The following is a 20,682-nucleotide window of genomic DNA, read 5'->3' on the forward strand; positions in this document are numbered from 1 at the left end:
AGCCATTGGGCAAAAGCCAAACAGTCAAGAAATATGAAACTCTGGGGAATAGATTTAGGAGGCACTAAGATCGAATGTGCCGTTTTGGATTCAGCTAATAATCTGGAAGTAGTTGTACGGATGCGTTTGCCTACGGAATCGGCAAAGGGATATGAGCACATTTTGTCTCAGATAAAAAAGTTGATTGACATGGTAGCAGAGCAGGTGGGAGAGCGCCCTTCAAAAATTGGGTTTGCAACTCCTGGTGTACTTGAGCCGGATTCTCAGTTAATGAAGAACTCGAACACAATCTGTCTAAACGGGAAACCGATGAAGAAGGACCTGGAAGAGATTCTTGGAATCCCTTGTCAGCTGGCTAACGACGCCAATTGTTTTGCGTTGGCCGAGGCACTTATCGGAGCTGGTAAAGACTACCCGAGAGCAGAGGTGGTTTTTGGTGTAATAATGGGTACCGGTGTAGGTGGCGGACTGGTAGTGAATAATAAGATCATTGGCGGGCATCATGGTATTGGCGGAGAATGGGGTCATAACATTCTGGAAGAAAACGGGGATTCATGCTATTGTGGAAAAGCGGGTTGTGTGGAACAGGTAATCGCCGGTCCTGCTTTGGAGCGTTACTATGAGAAAATCAGTGGCCAAAAATTATCTCTGAAGACCATCCTGGAAGAATATCAGACAGGAAAAAATGAACACGCGAGTGCAACCATTGAGCGTTTGTTGGAATTCTACGGTCGTGCCATTTCAACGCTTATCAATGTACTGGATCCTGGGCTGATCGTGATTGGCGGTGGAGTCGGCAATATTGATCTGCTGTATACGGCTGGTTATGAGCGCATAAAAAAGTATATATTTAACAAGGGGATGATTACAACACCAATTTTAAAACCCCGGCTTGGCGATAGTGCAGGGGTGTTTGGTGCTGCATTGTTGTAACAAAACGACTGATATTGGATGAATCCCGGATTGGCTGAAAGTCAGTCCGGGATTTGTTTTTTTAGCGGGCGCACTTTTTTAGTCGTAGCTATAAACAACAAAAATGTTTACCTTAACTGTGGTAAATATTTTCAAATCACTCGGTTTAAACAGCAAGGATTTATGAAAAAAGTATTTTTTATTATTCAGTTCGTAGCCATTTCAATGGGAGCTTACGCTCAGCAGGCATGGCAGAATGACAAAGCGCATTCTCAGTTGAAATTTGATATCACCCACCTTGGCGTTTCCACCATTAGTGGCGCATTCAAAGATTTTGACGCGACCATTTCCGCTACGAAGCCGGATTTCAGTGACGCGGTTTTTGAGCTTACGGCCAAGACCGGGAGCATTAATACCGGGATTGAAAAACGTGACGATCACCTCAAATCACCTGATTTTTTCGATGCAGTTACCAATCCCGAGATCAAGTTTAAAAGTACAGGTTTGAAAAGCGCCGGGAAAGACAAATATCAGTTAACTGGCAACCTGACTATGCACGGAGTGACCAAGCCGGTGACAATGGAGCTGTGGTACAGAGGAACAATTACAAATGATATGTCTAAAAAACAGGTGGCAGGATTTCGTGCTACCGGAACTGTAAAACGTGCTGACTTTAGCATCGGACCAAAATTCGCCCCGCCTATGTTAAGCGAAGAAGTGACGATCATTGCAGATGGTGAATTCGGACCGAAGTAACCGCTTTAAACAATTAACCATCCACCAGAAGGTGTAACAAGGCAATAAGTTTCAAAAAAATGACGACCGTAAGACGATTATCTATCGTTTCGGTCGTCATTTTTTTTAAAGGCATTGTGGTTGGATCTGGCTGATTGGCGTAAAATCTTTGAAAATGAGCGGATCAGGCATAAATATTGTGTACGACTAAGCTTATAGACTAACGCGGTGTACGTCGACTGGTTTGAATTTAAAAATATATGTATGTATAAATTAAAAATAATTTCCTCGACTGTGAGGCCAGGAAGAAAAGGACCCGTTGTTGCGGCATGGATATTAGAAGTCGCCAGAGCATACGGACATTTTGATGTCGAGCTGCTGGATTTGGGTGAGATCAATCTGCCGATGATGAATGAGCCCAGGCATCCCTCTTTGCAGCAGTATGAACATGAACATACCAAGCAATGGAGCGCTGTGATTGATGAAGCAGATGCTTTTATCTTCGTTGCTGCTGAGTATGATTACAATTACCCGGCACCGCTGAGAAACGCACTGGAATATCTGGTGAAAGAATGGGGGTACAAGCCTGCCGGAATTGTTAGTTATGGGGGCGTGTCAGCCGGAACGCGCGCCGCAAGTTGTCTGAAGGGTGATCTTGCCGTATTTAAAACTGTGGCGTTACCAGAGGCGGTCAACCTTCCATTTTTTACTGAAAACATCAATGAGCAAAATGAACTGGTGGTGAATGAGATATCCCAAGACGCCGCTGCAAAGATGCTCGATGAACTATTGAAGTGGACAAAAGCACTCAAACCTATGCGGGAGAAATCTTAGGGATTGACAGAAAGATTGGAAAGTAGAGATTGATTTAAAATATGTGCGATCTCAGATAAGACTGCCGGAATGATCCCGTATCATTCCGGCATTTTTTTACGTGTGATCCTGTCAGGAATAAATGGGTACAAAATCAGGATTGAAAAGAATATTGTTCAGCTAGTGAGGAATTCTTTATTGACTCTTCCCATATCGGAATTGGATTTTTATCGGAAACCGTAAATTTGTTATGAGAGATAATTTACTATTTTTGGCGTCGATTTGTACATAGATACGTTATGATTAAACTTAGGCACCTCTTAATATTCTTGTTTATCTGTTTGCTATACAGTGTCGGTGCTTATGTAATTGCTGGTTGCATTCATCACGATGAGCACTTCCAGATCCTGGAATTTGCGAACTATAAGAGAGGTTTGCTTGACGCGAAGTATCTTCCCTGGGAATTTGAAGCCAGATTACGACCCACACTCCAGCCCACATTGGCACTGATGTTGCTCAATTTTTTTGATCTTGCCGGTATTTCGGATCCGTTCGATCAAGCGTTTTTGACCAGACTAATCAGCTCAATGCTTTTTGTCTTTTCTGCATTCCGGCTGTACCGTGTGCTTGAAAAAGAATTTACTTCGCCATTTTTCAAATGGGTGTATATTTTGCTTTCGTTCTTTCTCTATATTTTTCCGCTTACAGCCACGCGTTTCTCCTCAGAAAACTGGAGTTCGTGTTTTTACGTTTTGGCTTTTTCTTACTTGTATCCTTTTGTAAGAAGAGGTGACTCTTCTCCGATATCATTTAAACAGTCTTTTATTGCGGGGGCCTTGTTTGGTCTTTCCTTCCTGTTCAGGTATCAAACTGCCATCATGATTTTCGGGCTTGCCTTATGGCTTTTGATATTTCACTTCAAATTATTTAAATATTGGCTATCCATGTTTATGGGGTTTGCTTTTGTGCTGGTTATTGGATTTTTTCTGGATCACTGGTTTTATGGCGAATGGGTGTCCTCTGCATGGAATTACTTCTACGTAAATTTGATGGAAGGAAAAGCGGCGAGTTTTGGTGTGGAGCCCTGGTGGTGGTATCTCAGTAAGATAGATTTCAGTAAGTACATGATCATTTTGAATGGGGCGCTGCTACTGATGATTTCGTTTTTTGCATTCGTTAAGTTCAGGCATCCTGTTACCTGGGTCTTTTTTCCATTTCTGATTGCCCATTTTCTGATCGGGCACAAAGAGACCCGGTTCCTGTATCCGCTTCTGGTATTTGTTCCGTTTATGGTGTCAGCAACCCTGCAGTATCTTGCCAGAATAACAAAAAGTGAGCGTGCAATTGCTGGGGTGGTGATTCCGCTGCTTGTGATTAATGCATTTGCTGTGGTTGCTACATCTGTCACACCTGCTGACAATTCAACGGAAATATGGAAGTTTATCCGAACACTTCCCGATAAGCCCATTCTTATTTATCAGAATAATCCGCGTTTTTACTACGCCCTTAACGACGGTAAACATGCCATAACGCTTTGGTTTTACAAAGATGATCATTCGGTAACTGTCCGGAATAAAAATTCAGGCTCAGGTAATGAGGCAGGCGAGGACACATTAACTTATGCGGTGATGTATTCAGGAGAGGAGGCAAAATGGGGCAGGGAATTAAAACCTGTTTTCGATCCTCAGCCGCGTTTTGTGAAAGCGCTCAACTACCGTAACTGGATGCGATTAAGTAACAGTGAATGGAAAGTGTATTCCTATAACAAACATTATTTTAACTGATTGGCCGGAGACTTTTTTTTGATTGAGGCAACTGGAATGGAGAACGGTTGCGGGAGAAATGGGAGGCTGCGTTTTCAATAGGTTGGTAAGCTGGGATTAAACGACAGTGGCATTTTTAAAAATTGTTCATGGTTTTGCATTAAACATTGGATAGCAGGTACTTTTGAATTCAGAAAACCTGAACTTGCCTGTCTGCTCATGTCTCAAATCGAATCGCGATCTCGTATAACCTCCATCGATACAGTTAGAGGAATCATCATGATCATCATGGCTCTGGATCATGTGCGTGATTTTTTCCACATAGAAGCCTTCACCGGAAATCCGGTGGATCCGGTCACGAGTACACCAATTCTCTTTTTTACGAGGTGGATCACCCATTATTGCGCACCTTCGTTTTTGCTGCTTTCGGGTATATCAGCGTACTTGTCGGGTAGAAAAAAAACACTTGCCGAAGCCGGGAATTTTCTTGCAAAACGGGGATTGTGGTTGGTTTTTGTTGAAGTTGTGTTTGTTACTTTTGCCTTGTCTTTCGACATAACTTATAAGGTTTTTTTCCTGCAGGTCATATGGGCGCTGGGCATGAGTATGCTCATTTTATCTTTGCTGGTAAGGTTTATTCCTGCAAAAGGTATCCTGGCAATAGGTCTGGTTTTGATATTCGGACACAATTTGCTGGATGATATCAGCCTTTCTCCCAATTCTCCTGCTGACGTTTTAATGAATGTGTTTTTTACGGCAGCAGGGAAGTTTTATCCGATCGGAGGGGGGAAAACGGTAGCGGTTTTATACGTGATTTTGCCATGGACTGGCCTTATGCTAGCCGGATACGGCTTAGGTAGTTTGTTTCACAAAGATTATGATCCGGCCAGGCGAAAAAAAATCTTACTATCCGTTGGGATGGCAGGTACTGCAATGTTCTTTCTGCTGAGGGGCATCAATGGCTACGGAGATCCTGCACCCTGGTCTGTTCAAAGTGAAAGCTGGCGCACCGTCTTGTCTTTCTTCAACGTATCCAAGTATCCGCCATCTCTGATGTTCACTTTAATGACGCAGGGGCCGTTATTAATCCTGCTGGCATTTACAGATCATGCCGAAAACCGGATCACCAAATTCGTTTCAGTTTATGGAAGAGTGCCCTTTTTCTATTTTATCATTCATTTTTACCTTATTCATACACTTAGCGCCCTTGCTGTTTTGGCATCCGGTTACACCTGGCGTCAGGCAACAGATCCAAAATTATTTTTCCAGTTCCGTCCTTTCGATTTTGGTTTTGCACTCGGATATGTATACCTGATATGGTTGGGAATCGTTTTGATTCTTTATCTGCCATGCAAATGGTTCTGGAAATACAAAATGCATAACAAGAAGAAATGGTGGCTGAGTTATTTGTGAAATGTCAATCAGATTTGGTCTGGCGTGATTTTTATATGAAATTTCCAGACCGTGGTCCGGGCTCATCTAATTACACGTTAAATTGAAGTTTAAATACGCTTGCATTTTCTTACTGTCATTTGTTGCAGTCGAAGATGCTTTTGGACAGGATAAAAACGGCTGGCTCAGGCGGTTTATCAACAAAACCATATCCGACACCACGGCTCCTGGTAAACCCAGTTTCCGCGTTTACCCAACGCTGGCTTATTCACCTGAGACAAGTTTTGAGTTCGGATTTTCCTCGCTTCTGCTTTTTCAGGCAAAGAATGACACCCTCAATCGTTTGAGCGAGGTGAATGCTTTCACTTTCATTACGCTCGAAGGGCAATATGGTATATGGCTGGACAACGCCATTTACGGCGACCATGACAATTGGTTTTTCCTGGGTAAAACAAAGTTTCAGAGGTTTCCACTGTTGTATTATGGCATTGGCCCTGAAACAGATGGTCATGAGCCCGCTCTCATCGATGCCAATTATTTGCTTTTACGTCAAAGGATACTTCGGAAGATCGTACCAAATATGTTTATCGGGCCGGAGTTCGATTACCAGCAGTTGTACAACACGCAGTTCAATCAACCAGAAAATCACCATGTTTATGATCCACCTTTAGGCAGTAATGGTGGCAGGAACCTCGGACTTGGTGCCGCGATGGTTTATGACAACAGGCATAATGTGCTCAACGTACGTAAGGGCTTGTTTGCTGAGTTGTCCTTTCTTACCTACCGGAAGGCACTTGCCAGTGACAATAACTTTTACGGTTTCAATCTGGATGTTCGATCTTCACATCCTACCAATGCGAGAAACGTTTTTGCATGGCAGGTTTATGGGAACTTCATGTCGGGAAATGTCCCGTTTAATCAGTTGGCGCTTATGGGTGGCGAGATGATCATGCGCGGGTACTATTCGGGAAGATACCGGGATAAAAATATGATCGCAGCCCAGGCGGAGCATCGCTGGCTTCCTTTTAAATTCAGCCGTCGCTTCGGAGGTACTATTTTTGGTGCGGCCGCTGTGGTAGCTCCAAAAGTGAATGAATTTTCTTGGAAACACATTCGACCTTCCGGCGGAGTGGGTTTACGTTACCTATTGTTTGCCAAAAAAGACATTTACCTGCGACTGGATGTTGGCTTCACAAAAGAAGGGCCTGGTTTCTACCTATTTACGGGTGAAGCGTTCTAGCTGCTACATTCTCTTTTCTTATCGGGATCACTTGTCTTTCTCCGTATAAGTAGCCGCGACCAAAAGTAGCAGTGCGCCAACCAACCCCAAAGCCAATGGAAGGGAGGTGAGCTCAGCAATAAAGCCGATAAATGCAGGCCCCGCCAGCTGTCCTGAATAGCCAAGTGTGGTTACCGCAGCAATAGAAACAGAAGTAGCAACTCCCGGAATATTGCCTGCGGCTGTAAAAAAAACCGGCACTGCGTTGGCTGCTCCAAGGCCAACAAGCACAAATCCAATGAGTGCCGCTCCCGGCCACGGTATTGAAACTGCTATCAGGTAACCCGCTGCGGCGAGCAATGCACCATAAACAACTACTTTGCGGGAACCCATTTTGTGCACCATTTTGTCTCCGGTTAGCCGCATTGCGGCCATTGCAATAGAAAATGCGGCATAACCGAGTCCTGCCATTGTAGCATCGAAACCGCGGTTGAATTGTAAAAAGACGCCGCTCCAATCCAAAATAGCACCTTCTGCCAAAAAGAATACGAAGCACATCAAACCCAGTACTAACACCGGTCCTCTTGGAACAACAAAACTGAACGACTCAACTGAGTTTTCTTCTGAATGAGGTAGCAAATATTTGTATTGACTTACTGCTATTAAAAGTAACAATACAGAGATGCTCACGGCTGCAACAGTAGGCGAAACACCGGCATACCTGATGAGTAAGCCGAGCCCAATGGAGCCAAAAAGTCCTCCAACACTAAATAATCCGTGAAAGGAAGACATGATGTGGCGTCCATAACGCTCCTGCACCAAAACAGCGTGCGCATTCATAGCCACGTCAATAGAGCCAATTGCAGCCCCGAATACAAACAATGCACCGGCGAGCTGCACACCGGAAGATGCCAGCAAAAGGAGAGGAAGAATGATCGCAATAACAATAGCTGCGGTAAGCATCACTTTCCTGCTGCCGTATTTATTAATAAGCATCCCGGCCATGGGCATGGTGAGAATGGCACCGGCTCCGAGTGAAAGCAGGATAACTCCCAGGGTTGCATCGTCAAGTGCCAGATTGGTTTTGGCAAACGGAACCATTGGTGCCCAACTGGATAAACCTACACCACATACAAGAAATATCAAAAGGGTGGCTCTCCGCGCGGAAAGCGTTTTTTTGTCCGTACCAATTGATTGTGAGCTAGCCATTTTGATTCGTTTAAACTGATTTTGCAAAAATATGCAAATTTGCATATTTTTGCAAAATGTTAATTTTATCATGGCAAGGGAAATAAGATTCAATTACATTCTTGAAGAATTACAGGACAAAAATGAGGTCGGCTTCGCTGAACTAAGCAGCGCGCTTAAAGTCTCCGAAGATACGATCAGGAGAGATATCGAGACCCTGGCCAATAACGGCTTACTGTTAAAAGTACGTGGCGGGGCGATTCCCCGTACTCACAATCCGCTCACTTTTAAGGAACGTATCGGACAACTCCGGGATGATAAGGAAATCATTGCGTTAAAAGCCCAAACATTGATTAAATCGGGACAAACGATTTTTATGGATGGTGGAACTTCGGTCTACACGCTGGTATCTCTTTTGTCTACTGACATTAAGCTCACGGTGGTTACCAATAATGTTGCGATTGTTCCCTTGCTATCTGCTTTTTCGGGTGTAGAATTGATCGTTTTAGGAGGTAAATATTTGAAAGAATCGGAGACCGTTGTTGGAATGCGGGCTATAAAAATGGCTGAGAATTTCCAGGCGGATCTCTATTTTATGGGGATTTGTGCACTGGATTCTGAAAAAGGTGTTACTGCGAGTTTTATGGAAGAAGCAGAATTGAAACAGACGATGTTACAGCATTCCCAGGTGTCAATCGCATTGAGTACGTTTGATAAATTGAACACTTTTGAGTCATATAGGGTCTGCCCGATTGAGGATCTGGATTACATCATTACAGAGATGGAAATCGCTAATGAGAAATTTAGCAGCTTTAAAGAGGCGGGTGTAAAAATTTTATAGAGAACGTTCTGGACTTTCCAAATCTTTAAAATTGGCTATAAACGGTTAAAGCCGGTCACATTGCTGCAACCGGCTTTCATATTTGGGTCAGAAAAGATTTGATTTCTTAACTCCTCTAACTTCCTATATCTTCTATAACTCCTCACAATTATAAATTCTTCTTTTTCGACTCTTTCACCGCAAAGTCAACGGCTCTTGCTGTAAGTGCCATGTAGGTGAGCGATGGGTTCACGCAGGATGCAGAGGTCATTGCTGCTCCGTCGGTCACAAACACATTTTTAACAGCGTGCAACTGGTTGTTGCCATTCAGTACAGACGTTTTCGGATCACGCCCCATTCTTGCTGTACCCATTTCATGAATAGCCATTCCCAGGTATGAACCATTATCATAAGTTTTGACATTTTTTAACCCTGATTTTTCCAGCATTTCAGCCGCATCAGTGGCCATGTCTTTTCTCATTTTATGCTCGTTCTCCCTCAAATCGGCGTCGAAGACCACAGTTGGCATGCCAAATTTGTCTTTTCTTTCCTTGTTGAGATACATGTAGTTTTCATGGTACGGCAGCGTTTCTCCGAAGCCACCAAAGCCCATTGTCCAGTTGCCCGGAGTCGTCAGTTCTTCTTTAAAATCGGCACCAAAAGCAAGTTCGGCAATGTTACGCTGCCATCCCTGGCGACCACCGCCACCCTGATATCCGAATCCGCGGAGGTAATCACGTTTATCGGAACCGACATTCCTGTAACGTGGAATGTATATCCCGTTAGCACGACGTCCGAAATAGTACTTGTCCAGGTCACCCTCCCAAGTGCCGCTCGCACCCGTACGGAAATGGTGATCCATTAGGTTGTGACCCAGCTCACCGGAGTCATTACCAAGTCCGTTTGGAAAACGATCTGAGGTGGAATTTAGCAATACCAGGGTAGAGCCTATTGCGCTGGCGCAAACGAAGATGATTTTTGCATTGTATTCTCTTTCCTGCAAAGTAACCGAATCGACCACGCGTACGCCGGTTGCTTTTTGCGTTTTGTTGTCGTAAACAATTTCCCGTACAACGGAATCAGGGCGAAGTGTAAGTAAGCCAGTTTTTACAGCAGGAGGCAAAGTACTCGATTGCGTGCTGAAATACGCTCCATAGGGACAGCCCAGCGAACATTTATTGCGATACTGACATGGCCCACGTCCGCCTTCGAGCTGTATTTTGGTTGGCTGCGACAAGTTGGCAACCCGCCCGATAGTCATGTGACGGCCCGGAAATTGTTTTTCAAGTCTTTTTCTTACTTCTTTCTCCACAAAATACATATCCATCGGCGGAATGAAATCGCTGTCGGGCAATTGTGGTAAGCCAAGTTTCTCTCCCGATATTCCAACGTGTTTTTCCACATACGAATACCAGGGAGCAATATCTTTATATCTGATCGGCCAGTCAACTGCGATGCCATCTTTCAGGTTTGCTTCAAAATCAAGATCGCTGAGGCGATACGATTGCCTGCCCCACATGATGGATTTTCCACCTACGATATCCGGACGGAACCAGTCAAACCGCTTCTTTTCCTCATAAGGAGAATCCGAATCCTTCATCCAGTATTTCTCCGTCATTTCATTGTACGGGTAATCCCGGGAAAGGAATGGATGCGTTTCTTTCTGTTTTACGGTCAGCCTTCCGTTGTATTCCGACTCCCAGGGAGCCTTTAAGGCATTTTCGTAGCCAGTTACATGTTCCAGATTCTTACCTTTTTCAAGCATCAGCACTTTAAGTCCCTTAGCTGTAAGTTCTTTTGCGGCCCAACCGCCAGATACCCCCGAGCCAATGATGATGGCATCGTAGGAAATGTCTTTAACTGCGTCTATATTTAAATTCGCCATTTTTTAATGTTATTCATGATGGATTTGAGGAATGAAAGAGTGCCGGTGCAGCTTTAAATTGCCCAGCTTTTTTGTCCTTTAGGAAGCGGCCACGACCCATCAAACCGGCCTGGTATTGGCAGGTAGTCGAGTGCTTGTGTAGCTCCTATTTCTGATGTGAAATATCCTGTAACAGTCAGTCCTTTCATTTGAATAAAAAATGGCTTGTCAGATTTTGTAGCTCTTGTTACCATGTCTTTTTTCTGTGTAGCATCCAGTGTTACAAAGCTTTTCTGATAAACCTCCTGGCTGTCTTTATCCAGCTTACTCACGCCATCATAGAATTTTTTCTGCTCATCAAGCTGGTAACAATCGCGAACTACACGCACTATAAATTTCTCTACACCAGCAGCTTTTGCGCCAGGAGTTCCGGTTGTCGGGATAATCACGTCAGCAATTTCGGCAAGCAAAGCTTCCTGATCAGCGGATACATTCAGGGACGGGCCAAAATTTAGTCTTTCGCCCATTGCACCCGCCATAAGGGGCGCTGCGATAACGCCACCCAGCATGAGGGTTATTTTTTCAATCGCTTCTCTACGGTTCATCGTGTTTGAAATGGTTAATAACTTTAGGTTTTTTGCTTAACTCCGTCGGAGTGAGTGGCTACAAGAACATTTGAATAAATCAAGATTAAATATTCCTAAAACTACTATTTCCTGTTGAGAAAATTGAGTCAATTTAAGTAAGTTATTGATTAAAAATATTCCTGTTAACGAAATTAACACTTCAGAAATAAAAACGGGGTTTGAAGCTGAACGGCAGCTGTCAAAAAAATGGCCGGCCTGCGTGAGTTCGCTCAGCAGGCCGACCATTTTGTGTTCATTTGTTCAACACACACTCCTATTCAAGAACCGGATAATACTTCATCTCATGAAGCATCATTTGAACCGCCGAAGGTCCTTCATCCAATAGTATCTCCGCGCAAAATCCCATTCCCTGCAACAACTTAATGATCGCCTGCGATGGAACAAATTCGCTACCGGACTGTACCCGGAGCACTCTGTCGCAATCTTCCAGGTCGAAACTAGCCGAGTATCCTGCAAAATGCAGACAGATCAGCTCTGATATTTTGATTGCTATGGAATGATCGGTTACGTTGGTCTTAAAAATCTCGATCATTAAAAATAAGTTTTAAAAATCAGCTAACTTATAACAAGCGTCATCTGGCCCGGAATAGGGGCTCATAACTTTTGCGATAGTGCCAGGCAAGAAACAAATTCGCCGCCAGAATCACGATCGAAATAACAAGGCCTTCCGGTGCCAGTACAGCATGATAGGCAAAGATGTGAACCGATATCGGGAACAGCACAACCAGCGCCAGCGGGACAAAAAAGCCCGACAGTAAGGCGATTCCACAAATGAGTTCGATCACTTTCAGCATCGGAATAAAGTAACCTGTTGCCATAAGCCCCTCATTGAAAATCTTGACATTGCCCGTGAGCGGAGGAGCCTGAACAAGATTAAACAGTACAACCACAGCCGAGGCAAGAAAGATAAAGCCAAGCAGACTACGTATGATTATTACAGCGATTTTCATAAAAATAATGAAGGTTAAATTGTTGAATGCATGTTTAAAAATGCTTGACTTCTCGTACTACTTTTCGAGAACGGCTTTAAGATTCTCCAGACTTTTAGTCATTTCTTTACCCAGCATACCTTCATTGAACAAGTTCATGAAGTTCATAGGATATTTGCTTTCGCCTTTCATTCCCCAAGTCACTTTGGTTTGGTTGGCACCTGCTGCTTCGGTGAGCAAATACTGCTGAGCTAGGGCTTCAAACGGTTCGATAAAATGGATTTCGGTTTCCAGACGTTCTCCCTCTACAATGTTTTTAATCTGCTGTTCACCTTTTCCTACCTGATCATTTCCGTCCCAGGAGTAAATAAATCCTACGGTACCGTCTGTCCCTTTTGATTCTATTTTTGCGTTGGGATCGGCCATTAGCCAGGTATTATAGTTCTTCTGGTTTTCCAGGTATTTTGCGTAGTCGAAAACCTCCGATTTAGGCTTATTGATGACAATTTCACGATGTACGTCATAGTCGTTTTTTACAAAAAGCGCAGCAACCAATGCCAGTCCGATCAGGGAGGCGATAACGGCGAGAATTCTTACGATAATTTTCATTTTTCAGGTGTTAATAAGTTAAATTTTAGATAGCTGTTGGCTGTCAGCGATTAACTATGGATGGAGCCATTTTACTTTTCACAAAGGATCATTACAAATCAGCCGAAAGGCTTTTCGCTTATTTTTCATCCGTAATTCTCACAAGACAAAGTACATCGTCGTTCGTGTGATACCATTCTACGCAAGGGAAGGTATAGTCGAGACGGGGATCGACAAGCATCTTTTTGAATGCTTCGCCAATCAACGTCGGATCTTTCATCCAGTCAGTGATGTTTTCGGACAGATATGTGCCTTTTTTAATTGTAAAACTTTCAAATTCATGTTGTTCATCCTCTTTTAGTTTGTTGACCGCCGCTTTGTATACAATTTCTCCTTTTTCGTTCATATATGAGATGCCATACCAGTCTCGTTTTTCGCAATCCGAAACATTTTGTTGTACGGTATCAAAAGCCTCTTGTATACCCTCAGGAAAACTTTTGGCAGTGTAACAGAAAAGATGAACATCCTCCTTCCATTCATATTTTTCCATGGTTATTTTTGGTTTAGTTTTTTCAAAAGTTGCTTTTACATTTAACAAAGCTGGCGTTAACTTTCTAACCACCCACTGTTTCCGGTTTGTGTTCCAGGTAGTCCAGTTACAAGCGATAACAGCCTTTTTGTCACACTACAAACTAACTACTCTTGGAGGGATTTTCGGGATGTAATTCAGGACAACGTGAGGGGGGAGACAGGACATTGGGATTAATACTTATGCTTCTGCAATCCTTTTTAAGTCCCGTAATGCCAATGGGAATTTCTTGTTCATTTCATCGTGGAATTCTTTTTGGTTGTCGAGTTCCAGCCTCAAATGTGTTCCTGAGGGTGTTTCGGTAAGCTCATAACCTTCCTGGCTTCCTGTCCACGCTTCCATGTCTTTATCCAGTGGCAGTTCTTTTTTATCTTTCAAATACCCGATGTGGCTAAAAATCAATTGTTCATTTTCTTTTAAGACAACAACGTCGCTGTACATTCCTTCGCCCGATGGTGACAACAAATGCACGCGTTTGCCTTGTTCAATTTCACCTTCGAAATACGATCCGTCTATGAATGCTTTGGTCCATTCTCCATAGGTTTCTTTTCCCCAAAGCACTTGCCAAACCTTTTCTCTTGGAGCATTAATATCAATTTCAAAAACAAGCTTTTCGATACCATGTAAGTAATTTCTCAGAGAAACTTTTAAGATGTGGTTCCAACCCATCAGGAAGTTTTCTGGTAGAAATGCAGGACCTGCGTCAGCAAAATTTTCTATACCGGTATGTGTGAGAGTAACGGTGGTTTCCTCTTCATTTTTTGCGGAAATTTCCCATTTCACCACGGATTTGCCTTTGCTGTGAGACGGATGCTCCCACGTATGTTCGAAAATTTGCAGAGGAACTATGTTCAATATTTTGCAGCTGTGGAGAAAAGAGCCTCCCGTTTCAACTTCATAAAAAGTAAAAACGGCCTTTTCTTCCAATACAAAGTTCTGAACAGAAAAGTACCAGATTTTCATCTCGGCGGGCTTTGTTAAAGCATCCCAGACCTTATCGGGCGAGGTTTGATACGTGTGTGATACTACGAGTGGTTCCATTTTTTTCCTTTGTTTGAAAATATAGTGGCGAATTTTCGAGGTCAATTTTACAATCAGGCAGGGTATTTCTCATTGACCCATTCAATGGATTTTTTCATGATGGCGATCATGCTTTTTTCATTGATATCGGCTAATTTTTTGACGTAGATACAGGCTTTGCCAATTTTATATTTCCCAAGATCTTCCAGCAAATATTGATGCTCTTCGAGGCCTGTATAGATATAAAGTGAAATGGCAGCCTTTCGTGGTGAAAATCCCAGAATCGGAGCGTCGCCTTCGTGCCCACTTTCGTAGCGATAATGATATGTGCCAAATCCGATAATACTTGGTCCCCACATTTTAGGTTCATGACCCGAAACCTCCTGCATCAACTCAATAAGACTATAACTGTCCTTGCGTTTCTGTTCGTCATCAACCAAGTTAATAAAGTCGTATACATCTACACTGGTTTCGGCGGTTTTGTTCTTTGCCATTGCATGAATCAAAGATTTTGTTAGTAAATAGGTGAAGGTAAATCTACACTTATCCTCTGGCTCAAATTTATAGAATTTTTTGCAAGAAAAATGCAGGTTTTTCGGACCTTTAAAAATGTCATTAATACACAAAACACCTGCGATCCGGAGCGGACAGCAGGTGTTTCTGTAATTTAAAGGTTGTGATAAAATTCGATTTTGTTCAGGTCAGTTATTTCAATTTCCCTCACCAGATTTTTTGTCGTCGTTATTGATTTTTTTCTTCTGGCGCTGATTGTTATTCATTTTGCCAAATTCATATTTCAGATTGATTCGCCAGCCCCGTCTGAACATGGATACATCCTGCATTTGTTGAAAATTATCTCCGTAAAACTCGTTGCGCCAGCTGATCTTCCGGTTAAAGGGATTATCATAACCAACACCGATACTGCCTTTTTTATTCAGGATCTCCTTTTGTATTACCATGTTGTAAAACCCGAAAGCACCGTAAGTTCCCTGCAAATTGACTTTGGCTGAATTGTAAAAACCGAAGAGCTGCGCTTTGAATCCCTTACCCAGATCAATCGTTGAATTCAGATTGATGCGGTACATCCAGTCTTCATTTCTGGTTTTAAGTTCTGCACTTTCAAGTACATTGTAAAACAGATTGAGCGAACCATTTACCGACCATTGTTTAGTGATTTTCGTATTCGCACTCAGATTTACTCCATAAGCTGAATTCTGAGCTACGTTTTTGAACAACTGCAACATAACGCCAGACGTATCTACCGAGTTTACACCCTCAATCGCGTTGTTGGTTTGGCGTAGAAAGAACGATGCATTAAGGCTTGTTTGTTTGATAGAAACACTGTAATTGGCTTCAAGAGAATGGGTGAGTTCCGGTTTTAAATAGGGATTTCCGCCATACTGGTTTTTGGAATCTGCCTGATTGATATAGGGATTAAGGTAAAAAAACTGAGGACGTTGAATACGCTGTGAGTAGCTGAAACGCACTTGTTGTTCCTTTTTAAAGCTGCGCGACAAACTTATATTCGGAATGAAATTGCCATAGGTATTTGAAAAAGCCGTGGTTTGGTTCAGGAAATTGGCCTGAATGAAAGTATGCTCATAACGGGCTCCCAGGTTGATTCCCCATTTGTTTTTAGGTGTCCGACTGTATACAATATACGCCGACGCAACCTGTTGTGAATAGTCAAAGATATCGGCCAATGAAGGAATATCTATGAAATTGCTAGAACCATCCGCAGCACTGGAAATCCGGTAATCGCTTGAAATGCCTCTAAAAATGGCTTTGCTTCCCATTTCCAGTGTATTGATGCTGTCCAGCGGATTGGTGAAGTCCAGCTGAATTGTTCCTTCCTTGTTGCCGCTGAGATTGTAACTTTTTTCCCGGTAGTAAATTGAGTTGCCTTCGTTCATCAAATTGGACCAGTAATCGCTGTCTTCATCTTCAAAGGAATACATCATCAATAAAGTGAGCTCTTTTTTTGGTTTTTTAAATAGCCGGGTATAATCCAGATTAATTGTCGACCCGTTCCAATCATAGGTTCGTTTCATGTCTCTTTGAAAAAACTGGTTGGTATTTCCCAGGCTGGTTTCTCTAAAATTGATGTCGAACGCATTGGTATTGATGCCATTGTAGTAATTTAAACCCGCGCCAATTCTGTTCAAAGAATCTATGTCCCAGTCTACATTTAAGTTGCCGTAGAAATTTTTCCCTTTACCGTTTATCCATTGTGTTTGTTTCTGATCACTGGTCACGTTTTCATTTTCAAATGATCTCAAAAGGGTCATGTTTCTTTTGTTTTTCCAATCACTGAAACCACCGTTTGCGGATATGGAAACGCTTTTCATCCGGTGGTTGATCGCCGCATTTTGCCAATTGTTCCACTGACCAAAATTCGGACTTATTGATCCGTTGGTTCCTTGCAGGCTATTTTTCTTGGTAATAATGTTGATAATTCCGGCTGTGCCTTCCGCATCATACTTTGCTGATGGAGAAGTGATTACTTCTACCTGTTTGATGATATCAGCAGGAATTTGCTTCAATGCGTCTGAGACACTGCGCGCCACAATGCTGGATGGTTTGTTGTTGATCAACACCTTAATGTTGGAACTTCCCCGAAGCTGGACATTGCCCTCAATATCAACGGCTATGGATGGAATTTTTTTCAAAACATCTGTTGCATCGCCACCTTTTATACTGATGTCTTTTTCGGCATTGTAGACCATTCTGTCGGATCGCTCCTCGAACAGTGATTTTTGCTCGGTTACCGTTACTTCGTCCAGCTTGCGTTCATTGAGTGAAAGCGCAATTGAGCCAACATCTGTATTTCTGTCCTTTGAAACGTCTATGTTTTCAACGGTTTTGGTGGTGTAACCCAGCACCGATATCTGAAGAGAATACTTGCCGATTTCGATATTGGCAAATGAAAATTTTCCATTGGTGTCGGAGGTAGTACCCTCGATGATCTTACCGCCTTTGAGCAGCCCCACAGTGGCAAATTCAATGGATTTTTTTGAAACCGAATCCATCACGGCTCCGGCAATTTTAATTTGCTGAGCTGACGAATAGCTGGTTGCAGCCATGACAGCAACCATAAGGAGAAGTAAAATTCTCATACGATGTGTTGGTTTGTGAAACCGTTTTTGTTAGGAGGTAAATACAGTTGTGTACAATTTTTGAGCTAAGGACACATGCGATTCTCAAATGTTGCATTCGAGGAAAATAAATGGGATATTTTTGAGACGGCAGGTTGTATATGGTTGGAAGAATTCCTTCTAATTTGCTGAGATTAACCAATATAATTCCGATTTTAACCTATACGAGAAGAGGCTGGTTGCTGATCAGAAGTTGCTGTTATATTTAGTGGATAAAAACCTTTATTTCTCTATATAGCACAAATGAAAAGTAAAATACTATTAAAAACCCTGATCGCAGTATTCTCCACCGGGGCAATGTGCACGTCCGCTAATCTCTTAGCCGGTGGCCGATCTGAGGTTTCGAGGAAAGTCTCCACTGAAAAGGAATTGTATATTCCGGCCAAGGTAATGAACGTGCCGGACAGTAACGATTACGCCAATAACGACAGCGAATATAGTTTTGAAAGAATGGTGCAGTCGGACAATATTGCCATTTTTTGGAATAAGGAATTTGGCAATGATCCACTCAAAAATCCCAATGAAACCAAACGTTTTGATGTGCAGGCCGCATTGAAGGAATGTGAGCGGTTTTATGATTACTATGTTAATGATTTAAAGATCGTACAAAAGGGGAAATCGCTTACCGACAAGTATAAAGTGATCCTTTACGTGATCGGCGGCGACGAGCAAACTGCCTATGGTGGTGGCGTTGAAAATAAAGTAGGGATTTTGTGGACACCGGCAGTCCGTATGGCAAAAGCTCCATATGGCGCGCTGGCTCATGAGCTAGGTCATGCTTTTCAATACCTGGCAAGTTCAGATAGTAAAACCGGACCGCGTGGACCAATTATGGAAATGTCGGCGCAATATATGCTTTGGCAGGTTTATCCAGAGTGGATGACTTTTGAGAATTACCATTTGGTGAGTTTCATGCAAAAAACACATTTCGCTTTCCTGCATCCTACAAATATGTATCATTCGCCCTATGTTCTGGAATACTGGTCTGACAAACACGGGAAGGAGTTTTTTGGCAAACTTTGTCGGGAAACGCTTGCCGGCGAAGATCCCGTAACAACTTACAAGCGCATTACAGGAATTGATCAGAATGCATTTAACGAAGAGATTTTCGATGCCTCACGCAGGTTCATTACCTGGGATATCAAGCGGGTTGAAGGTGTTGCAGGCAAATATGCCAATCAGCATAAAACCAAACTTGACAGCGTAGGAGAGGGTTGGTATAAAGTAGCCGTTTCCAATGCACCTCAAAACTATGGATACAATGGAATTGAACTGACTGTACCAAGAGTTGGTAAAGAAGTGGTGCTGAACTTCAAGGGAATTGCCGGGACAGAAGGATACAGCCAGGTGAAGACTGACAAAGCAGGATGGCGATACGGTTTTGTGGCGCACCAAAAAGACGGAAAACGGGTGTACAGTGAAACATTTAGCAAAGCAGAAGGGACAGCGAAATTTAAGGTTCCGAAAGATACAGAGCATTTGTGGCTGGTTGTGAGCGGTGCGCCAACCGAACACTGGCCTATTGTTTTCGGTCGTCAGAAGGCGGCTGCACCGGAGGAGCAGTGGCCCTATCAGATCAAACTGAAAGGAACATCGCTTTTGGTTAAAAAATAGTCGGCAGAAGACTTAGAAAATTAGTTAAAGCCCGTGTTGATGCAAAAACTGCGTTAATACGGGCTTTTCTGTTGGTTTTTGAAATAGATAAAAATAATTTCTCTGTATTTGTCCAATATCTGAAACCCGATTGTCATTGATTTTTAACATAGATTCTTAAAACCGATAACAACATGAACGAATTTCTCATTGCCATTCACAGGGACATTACGAGCAAAGATGCGAGTCCATCTCCCGCTCAGATGCAGGCTGCTATCAAACCATTTCAGGATTGGATCGGCAGTATTGCGGCGCAAAACAAATTGGTAACTCCTCCGAAACGCTGGGATCTGGACGGAAGGGTGATTAAAAATAATACCGTTCTCAACGGACCTTATGCGGAAATTAAAGAATCCATTGGCGGACTGGTTTTGATCAGAGCCAATGATTACGATGAAGCAGTGGAGATTGCGAAAGGCTGCCCGATTATTGAATGGGGAGCGGTGGTGGAGGTGCGTATGGCTATTCAGCCTCCTCAGTGAAAGGGTTGATTATCAGTTGTGTTTAAAAAATATCTTATCAGAATTAAATCCGTTCTGACGAACATAAATATAAAATCATGAAAATTGTAGTAATAGGAGGAAGCGGACTCATTGGCTCAAAACTGGTAGCAATACTGAATTCACTTGGACATGAAGTAATAGCTGCTTCACCTGCTTCGGGAATAAACACAATCACAGGAGAAGGTCTTGCCGAAGCGTTGGCAGGTGCGCAGATTGTGGTTGATGTCGCCAATTCTCCTTCATTTGAGGATAAAGCGGTTTTGGAATTCTTTGAAACTTCGGGTCGGAATTTGCTTGCAGCGGAAGCAGCCGCAGGTGTTTCTCATCACATTGCGCTGTCCGTTGTGGGTACCGATCGTCTTGCTGAAAGCGGTTATTTCCGAGGTAAAATAGCCCAGGAAAAACTGATCAGAGAATCGCCAATTCCCTATACAATCGTTCATTCCACTCAGTTTTTTGAGTTTTTGGGAGGTATAGCCAATTCTGGTTTCGATGGAGAAACGGTTCATTTGTCCCCCGCATTTGTGCAACCGATTGCTTCGGGTGATGTTGCAGAAGCGATGGCAAAAGCAACATTAGGTACACCACAAAATGACATTGTGGAAATTGCGGGTCCTGAACGTATCCGTCTTTCGGAGCTGGTTGAACGTTATCTGGCTGCGTCAAATGATCCAAGAAAAGTAACAGCCGATGTAAATGCCCGTTATTTTGGAGCGCTATTGTCCGATCTGACGCTTGTTCCTGCTGACGGTGCCGAGCTTGGTAGTATTGATTTTCAAACGTGGTTCGATGGGCAGGTGAAGAAGTGAGACGTGCAGTCCCGAGTAAATAGTTTACAGTAAGAAGTAAGAAGTAAGAAGTGCTGGGTCAATATCCAAAGTGGATATTGACC

Annotated in this window: 20 protein-coding genes; 10 read left to right on the plus strand and 10 right to left on the minus strand. The window is 43.0% G+C overall.

Translation table 11 applies throughout. The annotated features are described in order from the left end of the window. Positions 1-33 precede the first annotated feature (33 nt). The 6 genes from LZG71_RS07580 to LZG71_RS07605 all read left to right on the plus strand — a co-directional run bounded on the left by LZG71_RS07580 (position 34) and on the right by LZG71_RS07605 (position 6,855). Positions 34-933 (plus strand): ROK family protein, encoded by a 900-nt coding sequence (locus LZG71_RS07580; RefSeq protein WP_233818656.1) that lies wholly within the window; start codon positions 34-36, stop codon positions 931-933. Between the two features lie 162 nt (positions 934-1,095). Then, on the plus strand, positions 1,096-1,668 hold the full coding sequence (locus LZG71_RS07585) for a YceI family protein (RefSeq protein WP_233818658.1): 573 nt from the start codon (positions 1,096-1,098) through the stop codon (positions 1,666-1,668). 243 nt (positions 1,669-1,911) lie between these two features. Continuing rightward, positions 1,912-2,481 carry an NADPH-dependent FMN reductase gene (locus tag LZG71_RS07590; RefSeq protein WP_233818660.1) on the plus strand — a complete coding sequence of 190 codons (570 nt, stop codon included), beginning with the start codon at positions 1,912-1,914 and terminating at the stop codon, positions 2,479-2,481. Positions 2,482-2,759: 278 nt separating this feature from the next. Further along, positions 2,760-4,244: a hypothetical protein gene (locus tag LZG71_RS07595; RefSeq protein ID WP_233818662.1), complete on the plus strand. Its 1,485-nt coding sequence runs from the start codon at positions 2,760-2,762 to the stop codon at positions 4,242-4,244. 198 nt (positions 4,245-4,442) lie between these two features. Then, the gene (locus tag LZG71_RS07600; protein WP_233818664.1) at positions 4,443-5,636 is read left to right on the plus strand and encodes a DUF1624 domain-containing protein; all 1,194 of its coding nucleotides are present in this window, start codon (positions 4,443-4,445) and stop codon (positions 5,634-5,636) included. Between the two features lie 82 nt (positions 5,637-5,718). Beyond that, the gene (locus LZG71_RS07605) at positions 5,719-6,855 is read left to right on the plus strand and encodes a BamA/TamA family outer membrane protein (RefSeq protein WP_233818666.1); all 1,137 of its coding nucleotides are present in this window, start codon (positions 5,719-5,721) and stop codon (positions 6,853-6,855) included. A 27-nt stretch (positions 6,856-6,882) separates the two neighbouring features. Here LZG71_RS07605 and LZG71_RS07610 read toward each other — a convergent pair whose 3' ends face one another. Then, positions 6,883-8,043: an MFS transporter gene (locus LZG71_RS07610; RefSeq protein ID WP_233818668.1), complete on the minus strand. Its 1,161-nt coding sequence runs from the start codon at positions 8,041-8,043 to the stop codon at positions 6,883-6,885. A gap of 70 nt (positions 8,044-8,113) precedes the next feature. On the opposite strand from LZG71_RS07610, the gene LZG71_RS07615 reads away from it, so the two are divergent. After that, positions 8,114-8,863, plus strand: a complete 750-nt coding sequence (locus LZG71_RS07615) for a DeoR/GlpR family DNA-binding transcription regulator (protein WP_233818670.1) — start codon at positions 8,114-8,116, stop codon at positions 8,861-8,863. Between the two features lie 148 nt (positions 8,864-9,011). On the opposite strand, the gene LZG71_RS07620 is transcribed toward LZG71_RS07615, so the two are convergent. The 9 genes from LZG71_RS07620 to LZG71_RS07660 all read right to left on the minus strand — a co-directional run bounded on the left by LZG71_RS07620 (position 9,012) and on the right by LZG71_RS07660 (position 17,595). After that, positions 9,012-10,727, minus strand: a complete 1,716-nt coding sequence (locus LZG71_RS07620; protein WP_233818672.1) for a GMC oxidoreductase — start codon at positions 10,725-10,727, stop codon at positions 9,012-9,014. A 53-nt stretch (positions 10,728-10,780) separates the two neighbouring features. Next, a complete protein-coding gene (locus LZG71_RS07625; protein WP_233818674.1) occupies positions 10,781-11,311 on the minus strand; it encodes a gluconate 2-dehydrogenase subunit 3 family protein in 531 nt (176 codons plus the stop codon). A 295-nt stretch (positions 11,312-11,606) separates the two neighbouring features. Further along, positions 11,607-11,885, minus strand: a complete 279-nt coding sequence (locus LZG71_RS07630) for a hypothetical protein (RefSeq protein ID WP_233818677.1) — start codon at positions 11,883-11,885, stop codon at positions 11,607-11,609. A gap of 40 nt (positions 11,886-11,925) precedes the next feature. Further along, on the minus strand, positions 11,926-12,303 hold the full coding sequence (locus tag LZG71_RS07635; protein ID WP_233818680.1) for a DoxX family membrane protein: 378 nt from the start codon (positions 12,301-12,303) through the stop codon (positions 11,926-11,928). A gap of 57 nt (positions 12,304-12,360) precedes the next feature. Beyond that, the gene (locus LZG71_RS07640) at positions 12,361-12,891 is read right to left on the minus strand and encodes an SRPBCC family protein (RefSeq protein WP_233818682.1); all 531 of its coding nucleotides are present in this window, start codon (positions 12,889-12,891) and stop codon (positions 12,361-12,363) included. A gap of 118 nt (positions 12,892-13,009) precedes the next feature. Next, the gene (locus LZG71_RS07645; RefSeq protein WP_233818684.1) at positions 13,010-13,420 is read right to left on the minus strand and encodes a hypothetical protein; all 411 of its coding nucleotides are present in this window, start codon (positions 13,418-13,420) and stop codon (positions 13,010-13,012) included. 219 nt (positions 13,421-13,639) lie between these two features. Beyond that, positions 13,640-14,500: an SRPBCC domain-containing protein gene (locus LZG71_RS07650; RefSeq protein ID WP_233818686.1), complete on the minus strand. Its 861-nt coding sequence runs from the start codon at positions 14,498-14,500 to the stop codon at positions 13,640-13,642. Between the two features lie 53 nt (positions 14,501-14,553). After that, positions 14,554-14,973: a DUF1801 domain-containing protein gene (locus tag LZG71_RS07655; protein WP_233818688.1), complete on the minus strand. Its 420-nt coding sequence runs from the start codon at positions 14,971-14,973 to the stop codon at positions 14,554-14,556. 216 nt (positions 14,974-15,189) lie between these two features. Next, positions 15,190-17,595, minus strand: a complete 2,406-nt coding sequence (locus LZG71_RS07660) for a TonB-dependent receptor domain-containing protein (RefSeq protein ID WP_233818690.1) — start codon at positions 17,593-17,595, stop codon at positions 15,190-15,192. A 282-nt stretch (positions 17,596-17,877) separates the two neighbouring features. Between LZG71_RS07660 and LZG71_RS07665 the strand changes: the two genes are divergently transcribed. The 3 genes from LZG71_RS07665 to LZG71_RS07675 all read left to right on the plus strand — a co-directional run bounded on the left by LZG71_RS07665 (position 17,878) and on the right by LZG71_RS07675 (position 20,599). Then, positions 17,878-19,248, plus strand: a complete 1,371-nt coding sequence (locus tag LZG71_RS07665; RefSeq protein ID WP_233818691.1) for a DUF6055 domain-containing protein — start codon at positions 17,878-17,880, stop codon at positions 19,246-19,248. Between the two features lie 173 nt (positions 19,249-19,421). After that, positions 19,422-19,769, plus strand: coding sequence for a YciI family protein (locus tag LZG71_RS07670; RefSeq protein WP_233818692.1), 348 nt, complete (start codon positions 19,422-19,424; stop codon positions 19,767-19,769). 77 nt (positions 19,770-19,846) lie between these two features. Continuing rightward, on the plus strand, positions 19,847-20,599 hold the full coding sequence (locus LZG71_RS07675) for an SDR family oxidoreductase (protein ID WP_233818693.1): 753 nt from the start codon (positions 19,847-19,849) through the stop codon (positions 20,597-20,599). The last annotated feature ends 83 nt before the right edge of the window (positions 20,600-20,682 follow it).

The sequence above is a fragment of the Dyadobacter sp. CY312 genome (assembly GCF_021390535.1).
In the GTDB taxonomy this organism is placed as follows: Bacteria; Bacteroidota; Bacteroidia; order Cytophagales; family Spirosomataceae; genus Dyadobacter.

Coding starts and splice junctions, on each gene's coding strand:
- LZG71_RS07665 (WP_233818691.1), top strand. CDS start 17,878: ATGAAAAGTAAAATACTATTAAAAACCCTGATCGCAGTATTCTCCACC.
- LZG71_RS07675 (WP_233818693.1), top strand. CDS start 19,847: ATGAAAATTGTAGTAATAGGAGGAAGCGGACTCATTGGCTCAAAACTG.
- LZG71_RS07635 (WP_233818680.1), bottom strand. CDS start 12,303: ATGAAAATCGCTGTAATAATCATACGTAGTCTGCTTGGCTTTATCTTT.
- LZG71_RS07650 (WP_233818686.1), bottom strand. CDS start 14,500: ATGGAACCACTCGTAGTATCACACACGTATCAAACCTCGCCCGATAAG.
- LZG71_RS07670 (WP_233818692.1), top strand. CDS start 19,422: ATGAACGAATTTCTCATTGCCATTCACAGGGACATTACGAGCAAAGAT.
- LZG71_RS07615 (WP_233818670.1), top strand. CDS start 8,114: ATGGCAAGGGAAATAAGATTCAATTACATTCTTGAAGAATTACAGGAC.
- LZG71_RS07645 (WP_233818684.1), bottom strand. CDS start 13,420: ATGGAAAAATATGAATGGAAGGAGGATGTTCATCTTTTCTGTTACACT.
- LZG71_RS07625 (WP_233818674.1), bottom strand. CDS start 11,311: ATGAACCGTAGAGAAGCGATTGAAAAAATAACCCTCATGCTGGGTGGC.
- LZG71_RS07600 (WP_233818664.1), top strand. CDS start 4,443: ATGTCTCAAATCGAATCGCGATCTCGTATAACCTCCATCGATACAGTT.
- LZG71_RS07660 (WP_233818690.1), bottom strand. CDS start 17,595: ATGAGAATTTTACTTCTCCTTATGGTTGCTGTCATGGCTGCAACCAGC.
- LZG71_RS07620 (WP_233818672.1), bottom strand. CDS start 10,727: ATGGCGAATTTAAATATAGACGCAGTTAAAGACATTTCCTACGATGCC.
- LZG71_RS07590 (WP_233818660.1), top strand. CDS start 1,912: ATGTATAAATTAAAAATAATTTCCTCGACTGTGAGGCCAGGAAGAAAA.
- LZG71_RS07585 (WP_233818658.1), top strand. CDS start 1,096: ATGAAAAAAGTATTTTTTATTATTCAGTTCGTAGCCATTTCAATGGGA.
- LZG71_RS07655 (WP_233818688.1), bottom strand. CDS start 14,973: ATGGCAAAGAACAAAACCGCCGAAACCAGTGTAGATGTATACGACTTT.
- LZG71_RS07595 (WP_233818662.1), top strand. CDS start 2,760: ATGATTAAACTTAGGCACCTCTTAATATTCTTGTTTATCTGTTTGCTA.
- LZG71_RS07580 (WP_233818656.1), top strand. CDS start 34: ATGAAACTCTGGGGAATAGATTTAGGAGGCACTAAGATCGAATGTGCC.
- LZG71_RS07630 (WP_233818677.1), bottom strand. CDS start 11,885: ATGATCGAGATTTTTAAGACCAACGTAACCGATCATTCCATAGCAATC.
- LZG71_RS07640 (WP_233818682.1), bottom strand. CDS start 12,891: ATGAAAATTATCGTAAGAATTCTCGCCGTTATCGCCTCCCTGATCGGA.
- LZG71_RS07610 (WP_233818668.1), bottom strand. CDS start 8,043: ATGGCTAGCTCACAATCAATTGGTACGGACAAAAAAACGCTTTCCGCG.